The following is an 18,322-nucleotide window of genomic DNA, read 5'->3' on the forward strand; positions in this document are numbered from 1 at the left end:
TTGATGGACTTGGTCTTATGGTCGTTATAGCTTTGTATTCATTACGTAATTGTAGGTAAGAAATTGATAAATGGGTGGAACTCCATGTCCTTATCCAACCCATTAAAACAGATTGGTTTATTGGCAATATCAGCCTTTAGCTTTCATTTTTTTTGTTTGTATACTTTTGTGGCATTGTTCAACATCCTGCCCCATTGCTTGTTATATGCATGTACTCTATCCGTTTCTTGACCAATGGTATCATAAACAGGAAAGCCCATGTTTTTCCATTGGAAAATACCGCCATAAAGGTTGTAGACTTCTGTATAGCCTTTTTTTAAAAGCTTTTCCCCAAAAACTTCAGAGCGAATTCCTATGGAGCAATAAACTACGATGGGTCTATTCTTGTTGGGAATGATGGCAGAAATTTTGTCCCCATCAAAAATCTTATCGCCTACCCAGATTGCATTTGCTATATGGCTTATCTCAAATTCCACTTTTTCCCTAGCGTCCAAAAGGAGAAACTCCTTGTTCCCCAGTAATCTTTCTGCCCCAATATAGGGCACACTATTATTATTCAACCTCTTCAATGTCAGGTCTATGTCACTTTGCCCCCTCAGTCCGTAAAGGCAAAAAAGGCTTATGATAATATGGATTGGATATTTCATTGGCAGACATAAATAACAGGGTAAAGATAGTGTATTGGTGTCATAACCTTTAGCCACCATAGCCAATGGACAACAAATTTTGTTTCATTTATGACCGAAGGGATCTCCATTATTAAAATTTGATTATTTAATTTCACGGTTCCTTAATTGCGCAAGTTGTTCTCTATTATACTTGGAAAATATTTTTTGGCAGCCGCTTTTATAGGCTGTCTATGCAATTAGTAAATCTTATTTTAATATTAAAATATGCCCGATAAAAAGAAAAAGAGTCATGATTTTAGATCCAATATGTATTTTTATTGGAAAAAATCCAGAAGGTTTAGGGTTGGGATTTTTGCAGATATACGTGATGCCCTGTTTATAATAGCCGGGATATTTTCTGCAGCTTTTGGCTTGGAGAGTTTTTTGTTGCCCAATAGCTTTATTGATGGTGGGGCGACGGGAATTTCACTTTTGATCTCGGAAATCTCGTCTATGCCCTTATATATATTGATTATTCTTGTAAATATTCCATTTATATTCCTTGGTTTTAAGGTAATAGGCAAACAATTTGCCATGAAAGCCTCATTTGCGATTATTGGCTTGGCCATAGTTTTGGCCACGGTACACTTCCCAGAAGTCACCGAGGACAAACTCTTGGTAGCAGTTTTTGGCGGATTCTTCCTGGGGGCCGGAATAGGTCTTTCCATTAGGGGAGGCGGTGTTTTGGATGGCACCGAGGTACTCGCTATTTACCTGAGTAGGAAATTGAGAACCAAAATTGGGGATAATATCATTGTAATAAATATAATAATATTCTTGGCAGCTGCTTATTTCCTCTCCTTGGAGACTGCTCTTTATTCTATGTTGACCTATTTATCGGCCTCTAAAACTTTGGATTTTGTGGTGGATGGGATCGAGGAATATACGGGGGTTACCATTATTTCTGCCCGTAGTGAGGAGATTAGACTTATGATTACTGAAAAATTGGGTAGGGGGCTTACCATATACAAAGGTCATGGCGGATATGGTAAAAGTGGCGCACACAATGAGTACGACATTATTTATGCGGTAATTACCAGATTGGAGATTAGTAAATTGAATACGGAACTGGAAAAGATAGACCCTAATGCCTTTGTTGTTATGAATAGTATAAATGATACCAAAGGGGGGATGATCAAAAAACGGGCTTTGAACCACTAAAATCTTTCATTGAACAACAGATTTGTAAGTATTGCGAAAGTAATACTACCAATGTAACTATTGTTACCGATTGCTGCCCTAAGAAGGGCTAATTTTGGGGATAAATAGTGTAAATGTTTATGGAACAAACAATACGGAAAACGAAAGAGGAATTGGTTCAGGGTGGTTTAAAGACTGCTATGGGTTATGGGGATTACAGACAAATGGTTGCCAAATTAGCCCTAGAAGGAAAATCTACGGGACCCGTACAAAGTGAAGAACTTGTTAACTATACACGTCTTAACGATCAAAGGATGAAACGTTTGGACAAGACCATTAAGATCGATGCTGTTTCCGAAGCCAAAATTAAAGCGATTGATAAAAAAATTACCTGGTTGGTGCTTACTGAAAGTTGGTGTGGCGATGCCGCCCAAACACTCCCTGTAATGAATAAGATGGCGGTTTTAAATAGGAATATATCTTTAAGGCTACTATTACGTGATGAAAATCCGGCACTAATGGAGCAGTTTTTGACCAATGGGGCCATGGCCATTCCTAAATTGATTTCCATTGCGGACACTACGGGAAAGGTTATTGGGGAATGGGGTTCCCGACCCTCCATTGCCAAAGGAATGGTGCAGGATTACAAACATACCCATGGGAAGTTGACGGCAGAATTTAAACAGGATCTACAACTTTGGTATAATAAGGATAAAGGGCAAAATACGGTGAGCGACCTATTATCGTTGCTTTCCTTGGAATAGATAGGTAATGGTGCCCATTTGTTCTGCTTTTACTCCGGTATTAAATTTGGACTTTAAGGCATATTCAATGGCATTTTCCACTAGACAACCATTGAGGGTACTGGAACTTTTTTTGTTTACGTCGGCCTCTATCACTTTTCCCAATGGGTCTACCTTAATATTAATGACTACCTTACCTCCTTCTATACAGGTGTAAATAGGTATGGGAAGGCTGGAATGTCTTCTGTCTACCAAGGAGTAGGATATGGAAGTCTTTCTCTTTGCCAAATTGTTGGTCATTACTTCCTTACTAGCTTCCTTTTCTCCCAATAATTCTTGTTTTTCCCTTCTTCTCTTGGCCAATTCTTTTACCCTTGCGGCGTATTCGGAGTCGGAACTTAGATAGTCCGTAGGATCGTCACTATCAGAGGATAACTCCTGTTCTTCCATTATTTCCTCCAATGTTTTGAGCGGCTCAGGATTTCCAAAACTTGGTTTATTGGCTTCGTTATAGGCCATATGACTTTTAACGGGATCGGCCTTGGCCATTTCCTCCATTTCTTTTAAATCTTCCTCAATTTGCTTTTCCAGATCTTCCTCTTCCAACAAACTTAATTCAATAACATATTCTTCCTTTTCTTCCTGCCCCAGGTGGATGTTGTACAAACCTAGTACCACCAAGGCCATGGAAAAGAATGTTATTAAAAAAGAAAGTTGCTTACGGTTCAGATGCATAGTGATATAACCACGTTTTATCAAAAATATTTCAAATTATCGACGAACGGTTGGGTTACCACTTTTAATATCGAAGTTTAACGGTCGATTTGCAGTAAGTTACCAAATTCCTCGGGGGTTATGGCTTTATTTACGTTGTAATCCCCTATTTTGGTTCTTTTCAAGGAGGATAAATGTGCTCCGGATTGCAAGGCTTTTCCAAAATCATGTGCCAATGACCTAATATATGTCCCTTTACTACAGACCACTCTGAAGTGTACCGTTGGTAGCTCAATAGAGGTAATTTCAAATTCGGTAATTGTGACCCCTCTTTTTTTAATCTCTACTTCCTTCCCTTCCCTTGCGTATTCATATAGTCTTTTCCCATCTTTTTTTAGCGCAGAGAAAACGGGCGGAATTTGTTCTATATCCCCAATAAATTGGGCAGTGGTACTGTGGATCAATTCCTTGGTAATATGATCTATGGGGAAGTGTTCGTCTATCTCCGTTTCCAAATCATAGGATGGGGTTGTTCCACCCAAGGTTATAGTACCGGTATACTCTTTTTCCTGGCCCTGAAGTTCGTTAATGGTTTTAGTGGATTTTCCCGTACAGACAAGTAATAATCCTGTCGCCAACGGGTCTAGGGTGCCAGCGTGGCCTATCTTAATTTTTTTTAGCTGAAATTTCTTTCTTATTTTCCATTTTAAGGAATTAACTGCTTGAAAGGATGACCAACCAAGCGGTTTGTCTATCAGCAATACCTGCCCCTCTAAAAAGTCTTCCTTAGTCATTACATTACCGTTAGCGGACTAATAAAATAATGTATGATAATAATGGCGATACCCACTACTATTCTGTAGTAGCCAAAAACCTTAAAGCCATGTTTGCTCAAATACCCAATAAAGGTCTTAATGGCGAAAAGTGCCACAACAAACCCTACTACATTGCCTATAATCAATAAATTTATTTGTTCGGAGGTTAGGGTAAAGCCTGCCTGGTAATAGTCATAACTCTTTTTAAGGGTAGCACCAAGCATGGTAGGCAAGGCCAGAAAGAAAGAGAATTCTGCTGCCGCTGTCCTGGATAATTTTTGGGTCATACCCCCAACAATGCTGGCGCCACTTCTAGAGACTCCTGGAATCATTGCCAAACACTGAAAGAGTCCAATCTTAAAGGCCGTGGCATATGAAATGTCGGTGTTCTCCGAATTTCCGAACCAGTCATCCACCTTTAACAGGATGAACCCTCCTATAACCAAGGAAACGGCTACTACAATGGGACTTTCCAGTAAGGCGTCTATGACATCACTTAAAAGTAAACCTAATACCACTGCTGGAATAAAGGCGACTAAAAGTTTATAATAAAAATCAATGCTTTGAAAGAATCTTTTAAAGTATAGAACCACTACAGAAAGTATAGTGCCCAATTGAATAACGATAGTAAACAATTTGGTGAAATCTTCCTGGGCAATACCAAAAAAGGAAGATGTAATGATCATGTGTCCAGTTGAGGAAACCGGTAAATACTCGGTTATACCTTCAATAATGGCAAGAATAATAGCCTCAAATATGTCCAAAATTTATCTTTTCTTATGCGGATTCAACAGAATGGCGTAAACTTCTATCCCTAGCCCGATCAATACCAATGTTGGGGCCAAGCGTATTCTTCTGAAATTATAAATTTCAGGATTAAACACATTGGGATCGTCACTTCCTCCACCGCTCATGAGGATAAATCCTAGGCTAATAAAGGCCAAACCAACAAACATAAATAGGTAATTTTTTTTCTGGAAAATAAATTCCTGTCTAGGCTTTTGTGCTTGATTATTGTTTTGTTTTTTACTCATGCCGCAAAGTTAATAATATAAATCGTCTGTTCTAAGATTTAAGAAACGTTGTGTTGCAAAAAATGTACTTATATAAGAAATCAAAACTCCTAAAAGAAAGACACTTGCAAAAAGGAATATGAGAATTGTCGGGTCTTGAAAAAGGTTGAGTTCCGGGAAATTGATATTTACATAGTAGATGACAAAGCCCAAAGCAATTAATGCCAGCACCGCTCCAAGGACCCCCAATTTTATGTTGGTCCAAATAAAAGGTTTACGGATAAACGTTTTAGTGGCCCCAACCATCTGCATGGTCTTTATGATAAATCGCTTGGAGTAAATGGAAAGTCTAATGGAACTGTTTATCAATAACACGGCGATAAAGGTAAAAACACCACTGGCGACCAATATCCAGAAGCTTATTTTTTTTACATTATCGTTTAAAAGGGAAATCAAAGGTTTGTCGTAGCTTACTTCTTCAATATAGTCCCTGCTTGAAATTTCCTCTGCTATTTCGGCAATCTTTTCCGTAGACACATAATCGGCCTTAAGTTGCACGTCAATGGAATTTTTAAGGGGGTTATACCCCAAGAAATCCAAAAAATTCTCTCCAATTTCCTGACTGTGTTGTTCTGCCGCCTCTTCTTTGGAAACATAGGTGGCCCTTTTGGTATATTCGGCCATGGCCAAACTTTTTTGCAATTGGTCAACCTCCACTTCTTTGGCATTGTCCTTAAGAAAGACCGATATGGTGATCTGCTCCTTAAAATGATCGGCCAGTTTTTTGGTGTTCAAAACCAAAAGCCCCAATATGCCCAATAAAAAAAGGACTAGGCCAATACTTAGGACTACTGAGAAATAAGAGGAAATAAGCTTTCTTTTTTGAAAACGTTCAAAAGATGTACTCATAGTTGAAAATCAATATGTAAAAATAGGAAAGTAAATTGAATTAGAAATAAAAGAGCCCTCTTTCCTCCTTTATTTAGGTACAGTTGAAAGTTAAGTGATGCTTTGGCCACCAAGGTCTTCATTTTGCATAATGGATTATCTTTTTAATGTAAAATGCCCTTTTTTAATGGTGTCGTTTATTGTAATTTGGAACCAATAGTCGGATGCCGGCAAGGATTTTCCATTAAAGGTTCCGTCCCATTCAAACGGACTGTTTAGAGAGGTTTTTATGAGGTTGCCATAGCGATCGAACAAGCTCATTTTTGAAAGATTAAATTTTTCCAGGCCGTTAATTTTAAAAAGGTCATTGATGCCATCCCCATTGGGCGTAAAGAATTTGGGTATCACCAGGTGTATATAGGCCAAGGTGGCAATGCCACAATTGTTCCGTTCCCGTACATATAGCGTATACAATCCCCCTTCCGTATTATTAAATACGTTTGCGTTTTGGTAGTTAAAACCATCCAATGAAAATTCAAATTCCCCACTGTTTTCGGTCAATATGGAGATGGTGTACTCCTCGGAAACAGCGGTTTGGATTTTTGGGGCATCAATCTGTTGCAGGCTAATTGTTTTTATACTGGAGCATCCGTTGGCATTGGTTACTTTGACAGTATAAATTCCGGGAGCGGTTACATTGATACTTTCGGTTGTTTCACCTGTATTCCATTCATAGGCCATATTGCTGATTTTGGCAGAAAGGGTGATGGTGGTATTTTCACAGAAACTAAGGGTCTCATCGCTTACTTCTGGCAAGTCGAATAAAGTCATGTTGATAGCTGTTCTCTGGTCTGCATAACAATTTGCCAAGGTAGATACAGCCTCGGCATAATAGGTGCCGGACACTTGGGGGGTGTAGGTGTTGCTATTGGATAGCAAAAGATTACCTCCAATGGGAGCGTCGTACCAGTCTACTTGAATATATTCCGGGACGGAGACCGATAATGCCCTGTTCTGGTCCACACAGCTTAGAATGTCGCCATCACTTTGTGGGGGATCGGGTTGGGGAACTATTAGAACCTCGTAAACATCCGAAATGGTACTGCATAGGGAATTGGCCAAGTTAATGGCATCTTCGGCCATTTTAACTCTAAAATAGGTGGAGCTGGTCAGAAGTGCCGAGGTGTAGGTGGCACTGTTTTCCCCTGAAAGGTCCGTCCAATTAACCCTGTCCGAGCTCTGTTGCCATTGGTAGGCATGAGTGTTGTAAATGGAAAAGTCAGGGGTGGCGGTAAGTTGTATGTTAGTGGCAGGCGCTGTTTCACATTGTGTAAGATAGTCCTTGTTCTGGGCATCCGTAAGCTCAATATAATCGCCACAAGATTTAAAAACAATGTCGTCTATGGCAAGATCGTTTCCACAACCGCCAACGCCGTTGTTCAGCATTTTTAGTACTACCGATGTCTGTGAGGGCAAAGTTTGAAATACCAGACCGTATTGGCGCCATATGGGGGTCCCTGTTCCATGTATGTTTCCAGTGTCTCCCGAGGCCAACAAGTTGGTTTCCGTGTCATCCCAAATTTGAAATTTCACATTTATTGGGATTCCGTTCCCGTTGCATCCGGAGGCAGGTAATAAATTAATAAGCCATGAGGAGAATTCGTAGGAGGTGTTTTCACAGAGTCCTGCTACCTTTCGTTTAAAGAATTCCCCTGGGGTGTAATCGGCATTAACCACAAAAGACTTTCCATTGGTATCGTTCGGGGTGTGGTCACTAATATTGTGCCAATTGTAAAAAGGGGTGGCATTGGAGATCGTATAACTACCGTCTATTGGGGAACCGCCAACATATTGGTAGGAAGTACTTCCGTTTGCCAAAGGTGGTCCGTAAAAAAGCCCTTCACCAAAAGTTTCCGTAAAGATAGGGTCACCGGTGTTTCCGGTACAAAATCCAAATTGGGCCTTTGCGGTAGCGGAACAAAGGAGGTATAATAGAAGAATGCGCGAACCAAGGCGCCATAATATTTTAATCACGTTTTAAAGATATATATTTTGAAGTAACCTTTTGCGATGGTAGGTGTATTTGTAAATAATGGTAAAGGGGAATACTGTGTTGTGGTTAGTTACCATAGTAGGTAAGTAGATAATATCTTTTTGCTTTCATAGATTAAACTTATTTTTGCCGAGCATAAAATTAATGGAGCGTGTACCCTTGGTGCGCTGGATATTAAGACAAACAAGATAGAATGACTTACGATTTCAGGAAAATTGAAGAAAAGTGGCAAAAATTTTGGGCGGAAAACCAAACCTTTAAAGCAGAAAACGATTCCCAAAAGGAAAAGTTTTATGTGCTGGATATGTTTCCCTATCCTTCCGGTGCCGGTTTACATGTAGGACATCCTTTGGGCTATATCGCCAGCGATATTTATGCGCGCTACAAAAGGCACAAAGGTTTTAATGTATTGCATCCTATGGGGTATGATTCCTTTGGCTTGCCTGCGGAGCAATATGCCATTCAGACAGGGCAGCATCCTGCCATAACAACGGAGACCAATATCAACAGATATAGGGAGCAGTTGGATAAAATTGGTTTTTCTTTCGATTGGAGCCGGGAAGTTCGTACCTCCGATCCCAATTATTACAAATGGACACAGTGGATCTTTATCCAACTTTTTAATTCCTGGTACAACAAGGATGCCGATAGGGCGGAAGATATTTCCAGTCTCATCGCTATTTTTGAAAAAGAGGGAAACCAAAGTGTAAATGCTGTTTGTGATGACGATGTTGCAGTATTTTCAGCAGCCGATTGGAAGGCCTTTACGGCAAAGGAACAACAGGAAGTTTTATTGCAATATAGGTTGACATATTTGGCGGAGACCGAGGTTAATTGGTGTCCGGCCTTGGGAACGGTTTTGGCAAATGACGAGATGGTCAACGGGGTTTCGGAACGTGGCGGACATCCGGTTGTCCGCAAAAAAATGACGCAGTGGAGCATGCGCATCTCTGCCTATGCCCAGCGGTTGTTGGACGATTTGGCTATGGTAGATTGGCCCCAACCCCTAAAGGACTCACAAACCAATTGGATCGGTAGGTCCGAGGGAGCGGAAGTTACGTTTAGGGTCCTCCCCCCTGCCCCCTCCCAAGGAGGGGGGGCGGATACGTCTTCACCAAAATTTCATACGGCCGATTCTGACATTTACGGAGTTTTATTGGAAAGGGCTCAAGAAATGCGTAAGAATCCCACAAAGGCTGAAGCTTTACTATGGGAAGCTCTAAGAAATAGAAATTTGAATTCGAAATTTAGGAGGCAGCATCCAATTTCTAGATATATAGTTGATTTCGTTTGCCTTGAAAAGGAATTGATCGTGGAGGTTGATGGAGAAATTCACCAATATCAGTTGAACAAGGATGCCGAAAGGCAATTGTTGTTGGAGCAGAAAAAAGGCTACACCGTAATAAGATTTACTAATTATGAAGTCCTCAATAATATTGATGAAGTAATTTTAAAAATCGAGAAGTCACTTAGCTCCCCCTCCTTGGGAGGGGGCAGGGGGGAGGTCAATACGAAAGATATGGAAATTTCGGTTTTCACCACCAGACCAGATACCATTTTTGGGGTGAGTTTTATGACCCTGGCTCCAGAGCACGAATTGGTTGCCAAAATAACCACCTCTGAGCAAAAGGAGGAAGTAGAGGCCTATATAGCGGCTACGGCCAAACGCAGTGAGCGCGATCGTATGGCCGATGTAAAGACCATTACGGGAGCTTTTACAGGAGCTTATGCAGAACACCCATTTAGCAAAGAGCCTATTCCTATTTGGATAGGCGACTATGTTTTGGCAGGCTACGGTACCGGGGCGGTAATGTCCGTTCCCTGTGGAGATCAGCGCGATTACGATTTTGCAAAGCATTTCAAGATTCCCATTCCAAATATTTTTGAGGGTGTGGACATTTCCGAAGAGGCCTTTGCCGATAAGGAAAAGACGGTTATTGCCAATTCCGATTTTTTAAATGGACTCCCCTATAAAAAGGCCGTTAAACGCGTTATTTTTGAATTGGAGAAATTGGAACAGGGGAAAGGAAAGATCAACTATAGGTTGCGCGATGCCGTGTTTAGTCGGCAACGCTATTGGGGAGAGCCCTTTCCGGTATATTATGTGGACGGGATGCCCCAAATGATCGGTGCCGAGCATTTACCTATAGTGTTGCCCGAAGTTGAAAAATACCTGCCAACTGAAACCGGTGAACCGCCTTTGGGGAATGCTATGGTTTGGGCCTGGGACATAAAGAAGTCGGCAGTTGTTGGCAATGAACTAATAGATCATAAAACCGTATTCCCATTGGAGCTGAATACCATGCCGGGTTGGGCGGGAAGCTCGTATTATTTTAACCGATATATGGATCCGCATAATAAGGAGGAAGTCTTTTCGCACGAAGCCATTAATTACTGGCAGGATGTGGATTTATATATAGGAGGAAGCGAGCATGCCACGGGACATTTGCTGTACAGCCGATTTTGGCAAAAGTTTTTGTTTGATAAGGGGATAGTGCCAAAGCCGGAATTTGCCAAAAAACTGATCAATCAGGGGATGATTACGGGCACGAGTGCTTTTATATATAGATTGGAAGGAGAAAATACCCTAGTTTCTAAAAATTTAATAGGAACGGATGGTGGAAAGGTACAGCCACTTCATGTAGATGTATCATTGGTGAATCCATCCGATGAGTTGGATTTGATAAGATTCAAGGAAAATCCTCTTTATGCCGATTTTAAGGATGCAGAGTTTATTTTGGAGGACGGGAAGTACATTGTAGGTCGGGAGGTAGAAAAAATGTCCAAATCCAAATACAATGTGGTGAGTCCGGATAGCATCTGCCAGGAGTACGGGGCGGATTCCCTGCGTCTGTACGAGATGTTCCTAGGCCCTTTGGAGCAATCCAAGCCTTGGAATACCGCAGGTATTACCGGGGTTCACAGTTTTCTTAAGAAAATGTGGCGTTTGTTCCACGGGGGAAGTGACGGGGCTTTTTTAGTTACCAATGCCCAACCTACCGCAGATAATTTAAAGACGTTGCACAAGACCATCAAGAAGGTGGAAGAGGACATAGAGCATTTTTCTTTTAACACCTCTGTTTCTACCTTTATGATCGCCGTGAACGAATTGTCTGCCCAAAAATGCAATAGTAGGGAGATATTGGAACCATTGGCCATTTTGGTTTCTCCCTATGCGCCCCATATAGCGGAAGAGCTTTGGAGTAAATTGGGATACACTACCTCTATTGCCACTGCACCCTTTCCTAAATTTGAAGGGAAGTATTTGGTGGAAAGCAGTAAGGAATACCCTATTTCGTTTAATGGGAAAATGCGCTTTAAATTGGAGTTGCCTGCAGATCTCTCCAAAGAGGATATAGAGGCAGCAGTTATGGCCCACGATAAGACCCAGGAACAACTACAGGGCCGTACCCCTAAAAAGGTGATCGTGGTACCGGGTAAAATTGTCAATATAGTGGGATAAGTGGATTGTTCCAAAGGTTAAGTTTGTTTTGGGAATATTTTGGACTTAATTTCACTATGTGGGGCTGTCCATAAAATTGTATCTAGCGGAATGGAAAACATCGAAATCATGGGTTTGGTAGCGGCCGTGCTTACTACCTATTCCATTGTACCACAGGTACAAAAGACCTGGGCCAATAAATCTACCAAAGATATTTCACTTACCATGTACATGGCTATGTTCCTTGGGGTGGTCCTTTGGTTGATATATGGTATTTACCATGAAAGTGTGCCCATGATCTTGGCCAATTTCATTACCGCGGTGTTACTGTTTATTATGATAGTCCTTAAGTTGAAATATAAGTAGGTAGGGACAAATTGTCAGATAAATATGCCTTTGTGCTGTCCTGTTAAGGTGTGTGTAATTTGGCCGGGTTTTTGATTATTTAGAAAAGAATGGATTACTGTATATTAAGAAATAAAAACTTTAGTATATTGGATTAATTTAAAAGAGAATTGTTATGATGATGTATTATATATTACTGGGAGCCATAGCTCTGGTAAGTTGGTTGGTTAGTAATAAGCTAAAAAGTAAATTTAAGTTCTATTCCAAAGTGCATCTGCGCAATGGTATGAGCGGTGCCGAGATTGCGGAAAAAATGTTGGCGGACCATGGAATAACCGATGTGAAGGTAATTTCTACCCCGGGAATGTTAACAGACCATTACAATCCGGTAAACAAAACGGTGAATTTAAGTGAAGGGGTCTATAGCCAAAGAAATGCTTCGGCAGCAGCGGTTGCGGCCCACGAATGTGGACATGCGGTTCAACATGCTACGGCGTATGAATGGTTGACCCTGCGATCCAAATTGGTACCGGTGGTAAGTGTTACCTCGGGAATGTCCATGTGGGTGGTTTTTGGTGGAATTATGTTGGGAGCTGCAGCGGGAGTTGGCCTTGGATATTGGGTAGCCGTGGCAGGTCTAATAATGATGGGACTCGCAACCTTGTTCAGCTTTATTACCTTACCTGTTGAATACGATGCCAGTAACCGCGCCCTTGCTTGGTTAAAGAACAAGAATATGGTAACCCAGGAGGAATACAAAGGATCTGAGGATGCCTTAAAATGGGCTGCCAGGACCTACTTGGTTGCAGCTATAGGATCTTTGGCCACTTTGGTGTATTGGGCCATGCAGGTTCTGGGAAGTAGGGACTAGGACTTGTGATTAATCAATAAAAAGGGCATCTTTTGATGTCCTTTTTTTATATCGTTATTTGTCGGTCTATTTGTTGGTCCAAAGAAATGAAGGTCTCTGTTCTGGAAACCCCTTCAATCTGTTGTATATCCCTATTGAGTACATGCATAAGATGTTCGTTGTCCCTACATAGTACCTTTATTAGAATGGACCAGTTTCCGGTAGTATAATGGCATTCCAAAACCTCGGGGATTTTTTCAAGTTCCTTTACGGCCAATGGATTGCTCATGGCCTTGTCCAAATAAATACCAATATAGGCCATGGTGGTGTATCCCAAAACTTTGGGGTTAATAATAAATTTAGAGCCTGCTATAAGGCCTGAAGCTTCCAATTTTCGTAACCTCTGATGAATGGCGGCACCTGAAATTCCAATTTTTCTGGCAATTTCCAGAACTGGTTTTCTGGCATCGGACATTAAAAATCTAAGTATCTTTTTGTCGATACCATCAATTTTTATGTTTTCGTTATTGGATTTCATGGTCTATACTTCAAATTCAATATAAAGATACCAAAATGGTTTTACATCTTAACTAGCAACAGAATCTGGATTATAACCCAGGTAAGGGACTTGGTACTCTTTAAAGTGGATTCCGTAGCTTTTAAGTTGCTTTAATATAGGTTCGTAGACCTCCTGTCTTAATGGTAATTGTACCCCAGGGGTAGTGATTTTTTTGTTTAATATCAACAAGGTGGCCATGGCTACCGGTAACCCAACGGTTTTGGCCATTGCAGTATAGGTCCTGTCTTCCCCGATAACCACTGTATTGGAATCTATCTGTTCTTTTTTTCCATGAAGCTCGTACCCAAATTTATGGTACATAACAATCATATCCTTGTCCGTATGGCCCAAGGTCCAGCTGTCCTCCAAAATTTTTTGTAAAATTTGTGCGGGGGTAGCGTTTTTTAATTCAATTTTCCTATTCGAATCAAATAAGCGCAATTCCATTAATTTTTCCCACATTATATCGTCCTGATCTATTTTAAGATAATGCCTCAGTTTTAGTTCTACCGTATTGGTAGGGGAATAGGGTAGAAATAGGTTCACAAATTCGCGGTAAGACATTCCTTCTGAATTCTCAATGGTATAGCTGTCATCGGTCATGCCCAATTGGACGAACATATTCCACGCCTTGGAAAAGCCCACCCTTCTCATAGTACCCCTATAGAGGGTTAGCACATTGTCCAGGCCATAGGCTTCCCTGTATTTTAGAGAGTCCCTATTGGCGTACACTTCAAACTTCCCGTAACCCTCTACATCCAGGAATTCGGTCCTTCTAAATAGCTTGTGATAGGGAATGTATTTGTAGGTGCCTTCCTGAATAAATTTTGCCGCACCCCCCTGGCCGGCCAGTACAACATTTCTGGGGTTCCAAGTAAATTTATAGTTCCACAGGTTGTTGTCGCTTTCCGGGGCTACCAATCCTCCTGTGAAAGATTCGAAGAGAATTATTTTACCGCCGCGTTTCCTAATATTATCTATTACCTGCATGGCACTCATGTGGTCTATACCGGGATCCAAACCAATTTCATTCATAAAAACTAGGCCTTTTTCCTTGGCCTGTTGGTCCAACGCCAATATGTCATCGCTGATATAGGAGGCAGTAACCAAATGTTTTGAAAATTGAATGCAATCCACGGCTACCTTGATATGAAAGCGGGCAGGGAGCATGGATATGACAATATCCGACTGCTCTATGACCTTACTTCTTTCCCTATCATTGAAGATATCCAATTTAAATACTGTGCAGGAGGGGTCTAATTTTATTCTCTCAGGAAGGGCTTCCGGATTTATGTCGCATATAGTAATATGTAAATTTTCAGCCTCCGCTTTTTGCAATAAATAATCCAACAAATATGCAGTGGATTTTCCGCTGCCCACAACAAGTATTTTTCGACGCATTGGTTTTTTGCTTTTCAATTTTACGGTTACTAAGGTATCAAATTGTTATATTTGTAAGAAATAAGACCTTTAAAGTTATGAACAAAACAATTTTCGGTACAGGTGTATTTTTTGGTCTAACAGCCGTTCTTTTAGGGGCTTTTGGGGCACATGGTTTGGAAAAAATGATTGACGCCAAAGCCATAGAAACCTTTGAAACCGGAGTCAGATACCAGATGTACCATGCCTTGTTCCTTATGATTTTGGGCGGTTGCAACGTATTGATAAACGAACGCAAAAAGACAGTTTATTATTTTATCGTGGCTGGAGTGGTATGTTTCTCTTTTTCAATTTACTTATTGGCCCTTAATGAATTGTTTAGTTTTGACTTCAAGAAATTGGCGTTATTGACTCCGCTCGGAGGTGTCCTCCTAGTGACGGGATGGCTACTTTTGGGCATAAGGGTTTTAAATCAAAAGCCATCAAATTGAAACTAACAAGCTCATAGAGCACTTATATTTTTCTAATAAAACTTAACTATTATGAATTCATCAACACCCTCAACTAAATCGATTGCGCTGGAGACGTATGGTATAGCCAATACAAAAATCCATTATCAATTATCACCTTCAAGACTACATGAAATTACCGTGGAAAAAGGAATGGGCACCACCTCGTCTACAGGAGCTTTGGCTATTGATACGGGAGAATTTACAGGCAGGTCCCCAATGGACAGGTTTATTGTTAAGGATGATATTACGGCCGATAAAATTTGGTGGGGAAATGTGAATATACCCTTTGAAAGTGAAAAGTTTGATGCCCTTTACAACAAGGTTATCAACTATCTTAATAAAAGGGAGCTTTATGTAAGGGATTGCTTTGCCTGTGCCGACGATGATTATAGGATGAACATTAGGGTCATCACAGAATACCCATGGTCCAATATGTTTGCCTATAATATGTTCTTAAGGCCTACGGAAGAGGAGTTGATCGATTTTGATCCGGAATGGACGGTAATCAATGCACCCGGGTTTATGGCCAATGCCAAGGAGGACGGGACAAGACAGCATAATTTTGCTATTTTGAATTTTACTCGAAAAATTGTATTGATAGGAGGAACCGGATATACCGGGGAAATTAAAAAGGGAATATTCTCGGCATTGAATTTTATACTTCCAGTATTTAAGAATTGCCTTCCCATGCATTGTTCGGCCAATGTAGGCGAGGATGGGGACACTGCTATCTTTTTCGGACTTTCAGGTACTGGTAAGACTACCTTATCTGCGGATCCACATAGAAAATTGATAGGGGATGATGAACATGGATGGACCAAGGAGAATACCGTTTTTAATTTTGAGGGAGGGTGTTACGCCAAAGTCATTAATCTTTCGGAAGAAAATGAGCCCGAAATTTACGGAGCTATAAAGAAAGGGGCGCTCTTGGAGAATGTGATCCTGGATGCCAATGGGGTTGTAGACTTTGCAAATACCTCCATTACCCAAAATACCAGGGTAAGTTATCCCATTTATAATATAGACAATATACAGGTGCCGTCCATTGGTAAGAATCCGAGGAATATTTTCTTTTTAACTGCGGATGCCTTTGGGGTATTGCCCCCTATTTCCAAACTGACCCCCAGTCAGGCTGCCTATCATTTTATTTCCGGATATACGGCCAAGGTGGCCGGTACCGAGGCAGGGGTGGTGGAGCCAGTACCCAGTTTTTCTGCTTGTTTTGGTGCACCGTTCATGCCATTGCACCCTACGAAATACGCAGAAATGCTCAGTAAAAAAATGTTGGATGCAGGGGTAAACGTTTGGTTGGTAAATACTGGCTGGACCGGTGGCCCTTATGGGGTGGGTACCAGAATGAAATTGAAATATACCAGGGCGATGATCCATGCGGCCTTAAGTGGCGAATTGGGATTGTACAGTTATGATAAATACCACATCCACTCCGTTTTTGGTGTGGCACAGCCTAGGGAATGCCCAGGAGTCCCCACCAGTGTGTTAAGTCCACGGGCAACCTGGAATAATGACGAGGCCTATTACAAAACGGCCTTTAAATTAACCAATGCCTTTCGGGAAAACTTTAAAAAATTTGAGGCCTATGCCAATGAGGAAATACGGCGTGGAGGGCCGCAACGATATGCATTCTAAAAGAAAAAACCCCGAGGCTTGCCTCGGGGTTTTTAATAATGGTGTATTGCCCAATTACTTCTTGTTTACACTAGTAATGTACCTCTGTAGTGCCATGGTCATGGACGGCGTTTCCGGGGTGGGAGCCTGAATATCTATTCTTAGGCCCGCTTCCGTGGCCGCTTTGACCGTTGAATTTCCAAATACAGCTATTCTGGTTTCGTTCTGCTTAAAATCAGGGAAATTCTTTAGCAATGATTCTATTCCGGACGGACTAAAGAATACCAAAACATCATAGTACACATCCCTTAAATCGGAAAGATCACTAATTACAGTTTTGTAAAAAATGCCCCTGGTCCAATCTATTCCCAGACTATTCAAAGTTTCGGGAACTATCGGTTTAAGAACATCTGAGGATGGCAATAAAAATTTTTCGTCCTTATATTTCTTGAACAAAGAATTTAAATCTGGAAAATTCATTTTCCCAACATAAATTTTACGCTTACGGTATACAACGTACTTTTGTAAATAGTAGGCTACTGCCTCTGATTGACAAAAATATTTCATGGTATCTGGTACCTTAAACCTCATTTCCTCCGCAATCCTAAAAAAATGATCCACCGCATTCCTACTGGTAAGTATAATGGCGGTAAAATTTTTAAGGTCAATTTTTTGTTGTCGGACCATTTTTGCATCAACACCTTCCACGTGGATAAAAGGTCTAAAATCTACCTTTATTTTCTCCTTATCAATAAGTTTGGAGTAGGGAGAATTTTCCATCTTGGGTTCTGGCTGTGAAACCAAAATCGTTTTTACTTTCATAGGTTTCGATCTATTAGATAGTTTCCAACTATAATAATTGGAGCTATTTCAAGAGCGCAAAGGTACAAAATAAAATACACAAAATTACTGGCGATGAATTTTTGATGATTTCTCAATGTTGTTATCCAACCAATGACGTTTATTAGGAATACCAATAAAAGACTTATAAAAATAACTGCTTTTGATTCCTTGAAAACATAATTTAATAGAAGATTGGCAAATAACATTACAATACCACTATAGTTAAGGTAGGAGAGTTTTTTAAAAATTATCTCGGAAATGATCTTATTGATATTGAAAATTATACCGTTGCCCAGTTGCAGGAGAATCTTTATGGTAAAAAATAATAAAAGCGTTATAAAAATAATGCCGTATGCAACAAACTGTTGCTCTTCTGGAATCTTAAAAAAAATTATATAGGTAAAATACAGGAAAAGGGAAAAATTAAGCAATTGGAAAATGCTGAAAATAATACTAAACCAATTAAATAGTTTGTCTTTCTTTTGGTAAAGGAAGATATATTTGTTGTTGAAAGGTAGGATGATATAGTTGAGGAAACGGCTATAAAAAATGGTTTTGGCAAGCACCATAAAAAAAATACTGGAAAATAGGATAATGGTTATCCAATCTACGGTATGCACATTTCTTAATATTGCTTCCATTTATACGGTCTAGTTTTTATTTCCCGATATATCCAAAAAAATCAAATTTCAAAATATCCCTCCCGATCTTCATGTTACGCATGGCCCTAT

The 18,322-nt window shown here is 40.5% G+C and carries 18 protein-coding genes; 7 read left to right on the forward strand and 11 right to left on the reverse strand.

Going from position 1 to position 18,322, the window contains the following annotated elements; translation table 11 throughout:
* Window positions 1-143: 143 nt before the first annotated feature.
* A complete protein-coding gene (locus tag C7972_RS02155; protein WP_110354798.1) occupies window positions 144-647 on the reverse strand; it encodes a rhodanese-like domain-containing protein in 504 nt (167 codons plus the stop codon).
* A 246-nt stretch (window positions 648-893) separates the two neighbouring features.
* Here C7972_RS02155 and C7972_RS02160 point away from each other — a divergent pair, with 246 nt between their 5' ends.
* Window positions 894-1,829 carry a YitT family protein gene (locus C7972_RS02160; RefSeq protein WP_110354549.1) on the forward strand — a complete coding sequence of 312 codons (936 nt, stop codon included), beginning with the start codon at window positions 894-896 and terminating at the stop codon, window positions 1,827-1,829.
* 119 nt (window positions 1,830-1,948) lie between these two features.
* Window positions 1,949-2,572 carry a thioredoxin family protein gene (locus tag C7972_RS02165; protein WP_110354799.1) on the forward strand — a complete coding sequence of 208 codons (624 nt, stop codon included), beginning with the start codon at window positions 1,949-1,951 and terminating at the stop codon, window positions 2,570-2,572.
* On the opposite strand, the gene C7972_RS02170 is transcribed toward C7972_RS02165, so the two are convergent.
* The 6 genes from C7972_RS02170 to C7972_RS02195 all read right to left on the reverse strand — a co-directional run bounded on the left by C7972_RS02170 (window position 2,549) and on the right by C7972_RS02195 (window position 8,015).
* Complete coding sequence (locus tag C7972_RS02170; protein ID WP_110354550.1) at window positions 2,549-3,286, reverse strand: hypothetical protein; 738 nt, start codon at window positions 3,284-3,286, stop codon at window positions 2,549-2,551. The two genes, C7972_RS02165 and C7972_RS02170, sit on opposite strands and share 24 nt — an antisense overlap.
* A gap of 77 nt (window positions 3,287-3,363) precedes the next feature.
* Entirely contained in the window at window positions 3,364-4,059 is a 696-nt protein-coding gene (gene truB / locus C7972_RS02175; protein ID WP_110354551.1) for a tRNA pseudouridine(55) synthase TruB, read from the reverse strand.
* Window positions 4,059-4,844 (reverse strand): undecaprenyl-diphosphate phosphatase, encoded by a 786-nt coding sequence (locus tag C7972_RS02180; protein ID WP_110354552.1) that lies wholly within the window; start codon window positions 4,842-4,844, stop codon window positions 4,059-4,061. The genes truB and C7972_RS02180 overlap by 1 nt, the downstream gene beginning before the upstream one ends.
* A 3-nt stretch (window positions 4,845-4,847) precedes the next feature.
* Window positions 4,848-5,114, reverse strand: coding sequence for a DUF3098 domain-containing protein (locus tag C7972_RS02185; protein ID WP_110354553.1), 267 nt, complete (start codon window positions 5,112-5,114; stop codon window positions 4,848-4,850).
* Between the two features lie 9 nt (window positions 5,115-5,123).
* Window positions 5,124-6,002 carry an ABC transporter permease gene (locus tag C7972_RS02190; protein ID WP_110354554.1) on the reverse strand — a complete coding sequence of 293 codons (879 nt, stop codon included), beginning with the start codon at window positions 6,000-6,002 and terminating at the stop codon, window positions 5,124-5,126.
* Window positions 6,003-6,137: 135 nt separating this feature from the next.
* Window positions 6,138-8,015, reverse strand: coding sequence for a T9SS type B sorting domain-containing protein (locus C7972_RS02195; RefSeq protein WP_110354555.1), 1,878 nt, complete (start codon window positions 8,013-8,015; stop codon window positions 6,138-6,140).
* A 212-nt stretch (window positions 8,016-8,227) separates the two neighbouring features.
* On the opposite strand from C7972_RS02195, the gene leuS reads away from it, so the two are divergent.
* From leuS to C7972_RS02210, 3 genes are all read left to right on the forward strand, one after another.
* Window positions 8,228-11,497 carry a leucine--tRNA ligase gene (gene leuS / locus C7972_RS02200; RefSeq protein WP_110354556.1) on the forward strand — a complete coding sequence of 1,090 codons (3,270 nt, stop codon included), beginning with the start codon at window positions 8,228-8,230 and terminating at the stop codon, window positions 11,495-11,497.
* Between the two features lie 90 nt (window positions 11,498-11,587).
* Window positions 11,588-11,842 (forward strand): SemiSWEET family sugar transporter, encoded by a 255-nt coding sequence (locus tag C7972_RS02205; protein WP_110354557.1) that lies wholly within the window; start codon window positions 11,588-11,590, stop codon window positions 11,840-11,842.
* 154 nt (window positions 11,843-11,996) lie between these two features.
* Window positions 11,997-12,692: a zinc metallopeptidase gene (locus C7972_RS02210; protein WP_110354558.1), complete on the forward strand. Its 696-nt coding sequence runs from the start codon at window positions 11,997-11,999 to the stop codon at window positions 12,690-12,692.
* Between the two features lie 46 nt (window positions 12,693-12,738).
* On the opposite strand, the gene C7972_RS02215 is transcribed toward C7972_RS02210, so the two are convergent.
* Entirely contained in the window at window positions 12,739-13,209 is a 471-nt protein-coding gene (locus C7972_RS02215) for an Lrp/AsnC ligand binding domain-containing protein (RefSeq protein WP_110354559.1), read from the reverse strand.
* Window positions 13,210-13,257: 48 nt separating this feature from the next.
* Window positions 13,258-14,631: a saccharopine dehydrogenase family protein gene (locus C7972_RS02220; RefSeq protein ID WP_110354560.1), complete on the reverse strand. Its 1,374-nt coding sequence runs from the start codon at window positions 14,629-14,631 to the stop codon at window positions 13,258-13,260.
* 77 nt (window positions 14,632-14,708) lie between these two features.
* On the opposite strand from C7972_RS02220, the gene C7972_RS02225 reads away from it, so the two are divergent.
* The gene (locus C7972_RS02225) at window positions 14,709-15,101 is read left to right on the forward strand and encodes a DUF423 domain-containing protein (protein ID WP_110354561.1); all 393 of its coding nucleotides are present in this window, start codon (window positions 14,709-14,711) and stop codon (window positions 15,099-15,101) included.
* 51 nt (window positions 15,102-15,152) lie between these two features.
* A complete protein-coding gene (gene pckA, locus C7972_RS02230; protein ID WP_110354562.1) occupies window positions 15,153-16,769 on the forward strand; it encodes a phosphoenolpyruvate carboxykinase (ATP) in 1,617 nt (538 codons plus the stop codon).
* A 54-nt stretch (window positions 16,770-16,823) separates the two neighbouring features.
* Here pckA and C7972_RS02235 read toward each other — a convergent pair whose 3' ends face one another.
* Window positions 16,824-17,570, reverse strand: a complete 747-nt coding sequence (locus C7972_RS02235; RefSeq protein WP_110354563.1) for a uroporphyrinogen-III synthase — start codon at window positions 17,568-17,570, stop codon at window positions 16,824-16,826.
* Window positions 17,567-18,232, reverse strand: coding sequence for a DUF4271 domain-containing protein (locus C7972_RS02240; protein WP_110354564.1), 666 nt, complete (start codon window positions 18,230-18,232; stop codon window positions 17,567-17,569). Before C7972_RS02240 ends, C7972_RS02235 begins: the two co-directional genes overlap by 4 nt.
* Between the last annotated feature and the right edge of the window lie 90 nt (window positions 18,233-18,322).

Source organism: Arenibacter sp. ARW7G5Y1 (assembly GCF_003201775.1).
Classification (GTDB): Bacteria; Bacteroidota; Bacteroidia; order Flavobacteriales; family Flavobacteriaceae; genus Arenibacter.

Bases quoted from the DNA above. Each gene is read 5' to 3' on its own strand.
- C7972_RS02155 (WP_110354798.1), bottom strand. From the start codon at position 647: ATGAAATATCCAATCCATATTATCATAAGCCTTTTTTGCCTTTACGGA.
- C7972_RS02160 (WP_110354549.1), top strand. From the start codon at position 894: ATGCCCGATAAAAAGAAAAAGAGTCATGATTTTAGATCCAATATGTAT.
- C7972_RS02165 (WP_110354799.1), top strand. From the start codon at position 1,949: ATGGAACAAACAATACGGAAAACGAAAGAGGAATTGGTTCAGGGTGGT.
- C7972_RS02170 (WP_110354550.1), bottom strand. From the start codon at position 3,286: ATGCATCTGAACCGTAAGCAACTTTCTTTTTTAATAACATTCTTTTCC.
- truB (WP_110354551.1), bottom strand. From the start codon at position 4,059: ATGACTAAGGAAGACTTTTTAGAGGGGCAGGTATTGCTGATAGACAAA.
- C7972_RS02185 (WP_110354553.1), bottom strand. From the start codon at position 5,114: ATGAGTAAAAAACAAAACAATAATCAAGCACAAAAGCCTAGACAGGAA.
- C7972_RS02190 (WP_110354554.1), bottom strand. From the start codon at position 6,002: ATGAGTACATCTTTTGAACGTTTTCAAAAAAGAAAGCTTATTTCCTCT.
- leuS (WP_110354556.1), top strand. From the start codon at position 8,228: ATGACTTACGATTTCAGGAAAATTGAAGAAAAGTGGCAAAAATTTTGG.
- C7972_RS02205 (WP_110354557.1), top strand. From the start codon at position 11,588: ATGGAAAACATCGAAATCATGGGTTTGGTAGCGGCCGTGCTTACTACC.
- C7972_RS02210 (WP_110354558.1), top strand. From the start codon at position 11,997: ATGATGATGTATTATATATTACTGGGAGCCATAGCTCTGGTAAGTTGG.
- C7972_RS02215 (WP_110354559.1), bottom strand. From the start codon at position 13,209: ATGAAATCCAATAACGAAAACATAAAAATTGATGGTATCGACAAAAAG.
- C7972_RS02220 (WP_110354560.1), bottom strand. From the start codon at position 14,631: ATGCGTCGAAAAATACTTGTTGTGGGCAGCGGAAAATCCACTGCATAT.
- C7972_RS02225 (WP_110354561.1), top strand. From the start codon at position 14,709: ATGAACAAAACAATTTTCGGTACAGGTGTATTTTTTGGTCTAACAGCC.
- pckA (WP_110354562.1), top strand. From the start codon at position 15,153: ATGAATTCATCAACACCCTCAACTAAATCGATTGCGCTGGAGACGTAT.
- C7972_RS02235 (WP_110354563.1), bottom strand. From the start codon at position 17,570: ATGAAAGTAAAAACGATTTTGGTTTCACAGCCAGAACCCAAGATGGAA.
- C7972_RS02240 (WP_110354564.1), bottom strand. From the start codon at position 18,232: ATGGAAGCAATATTAAGAAATGTGCATACCGTAGATTGGATAACCATT.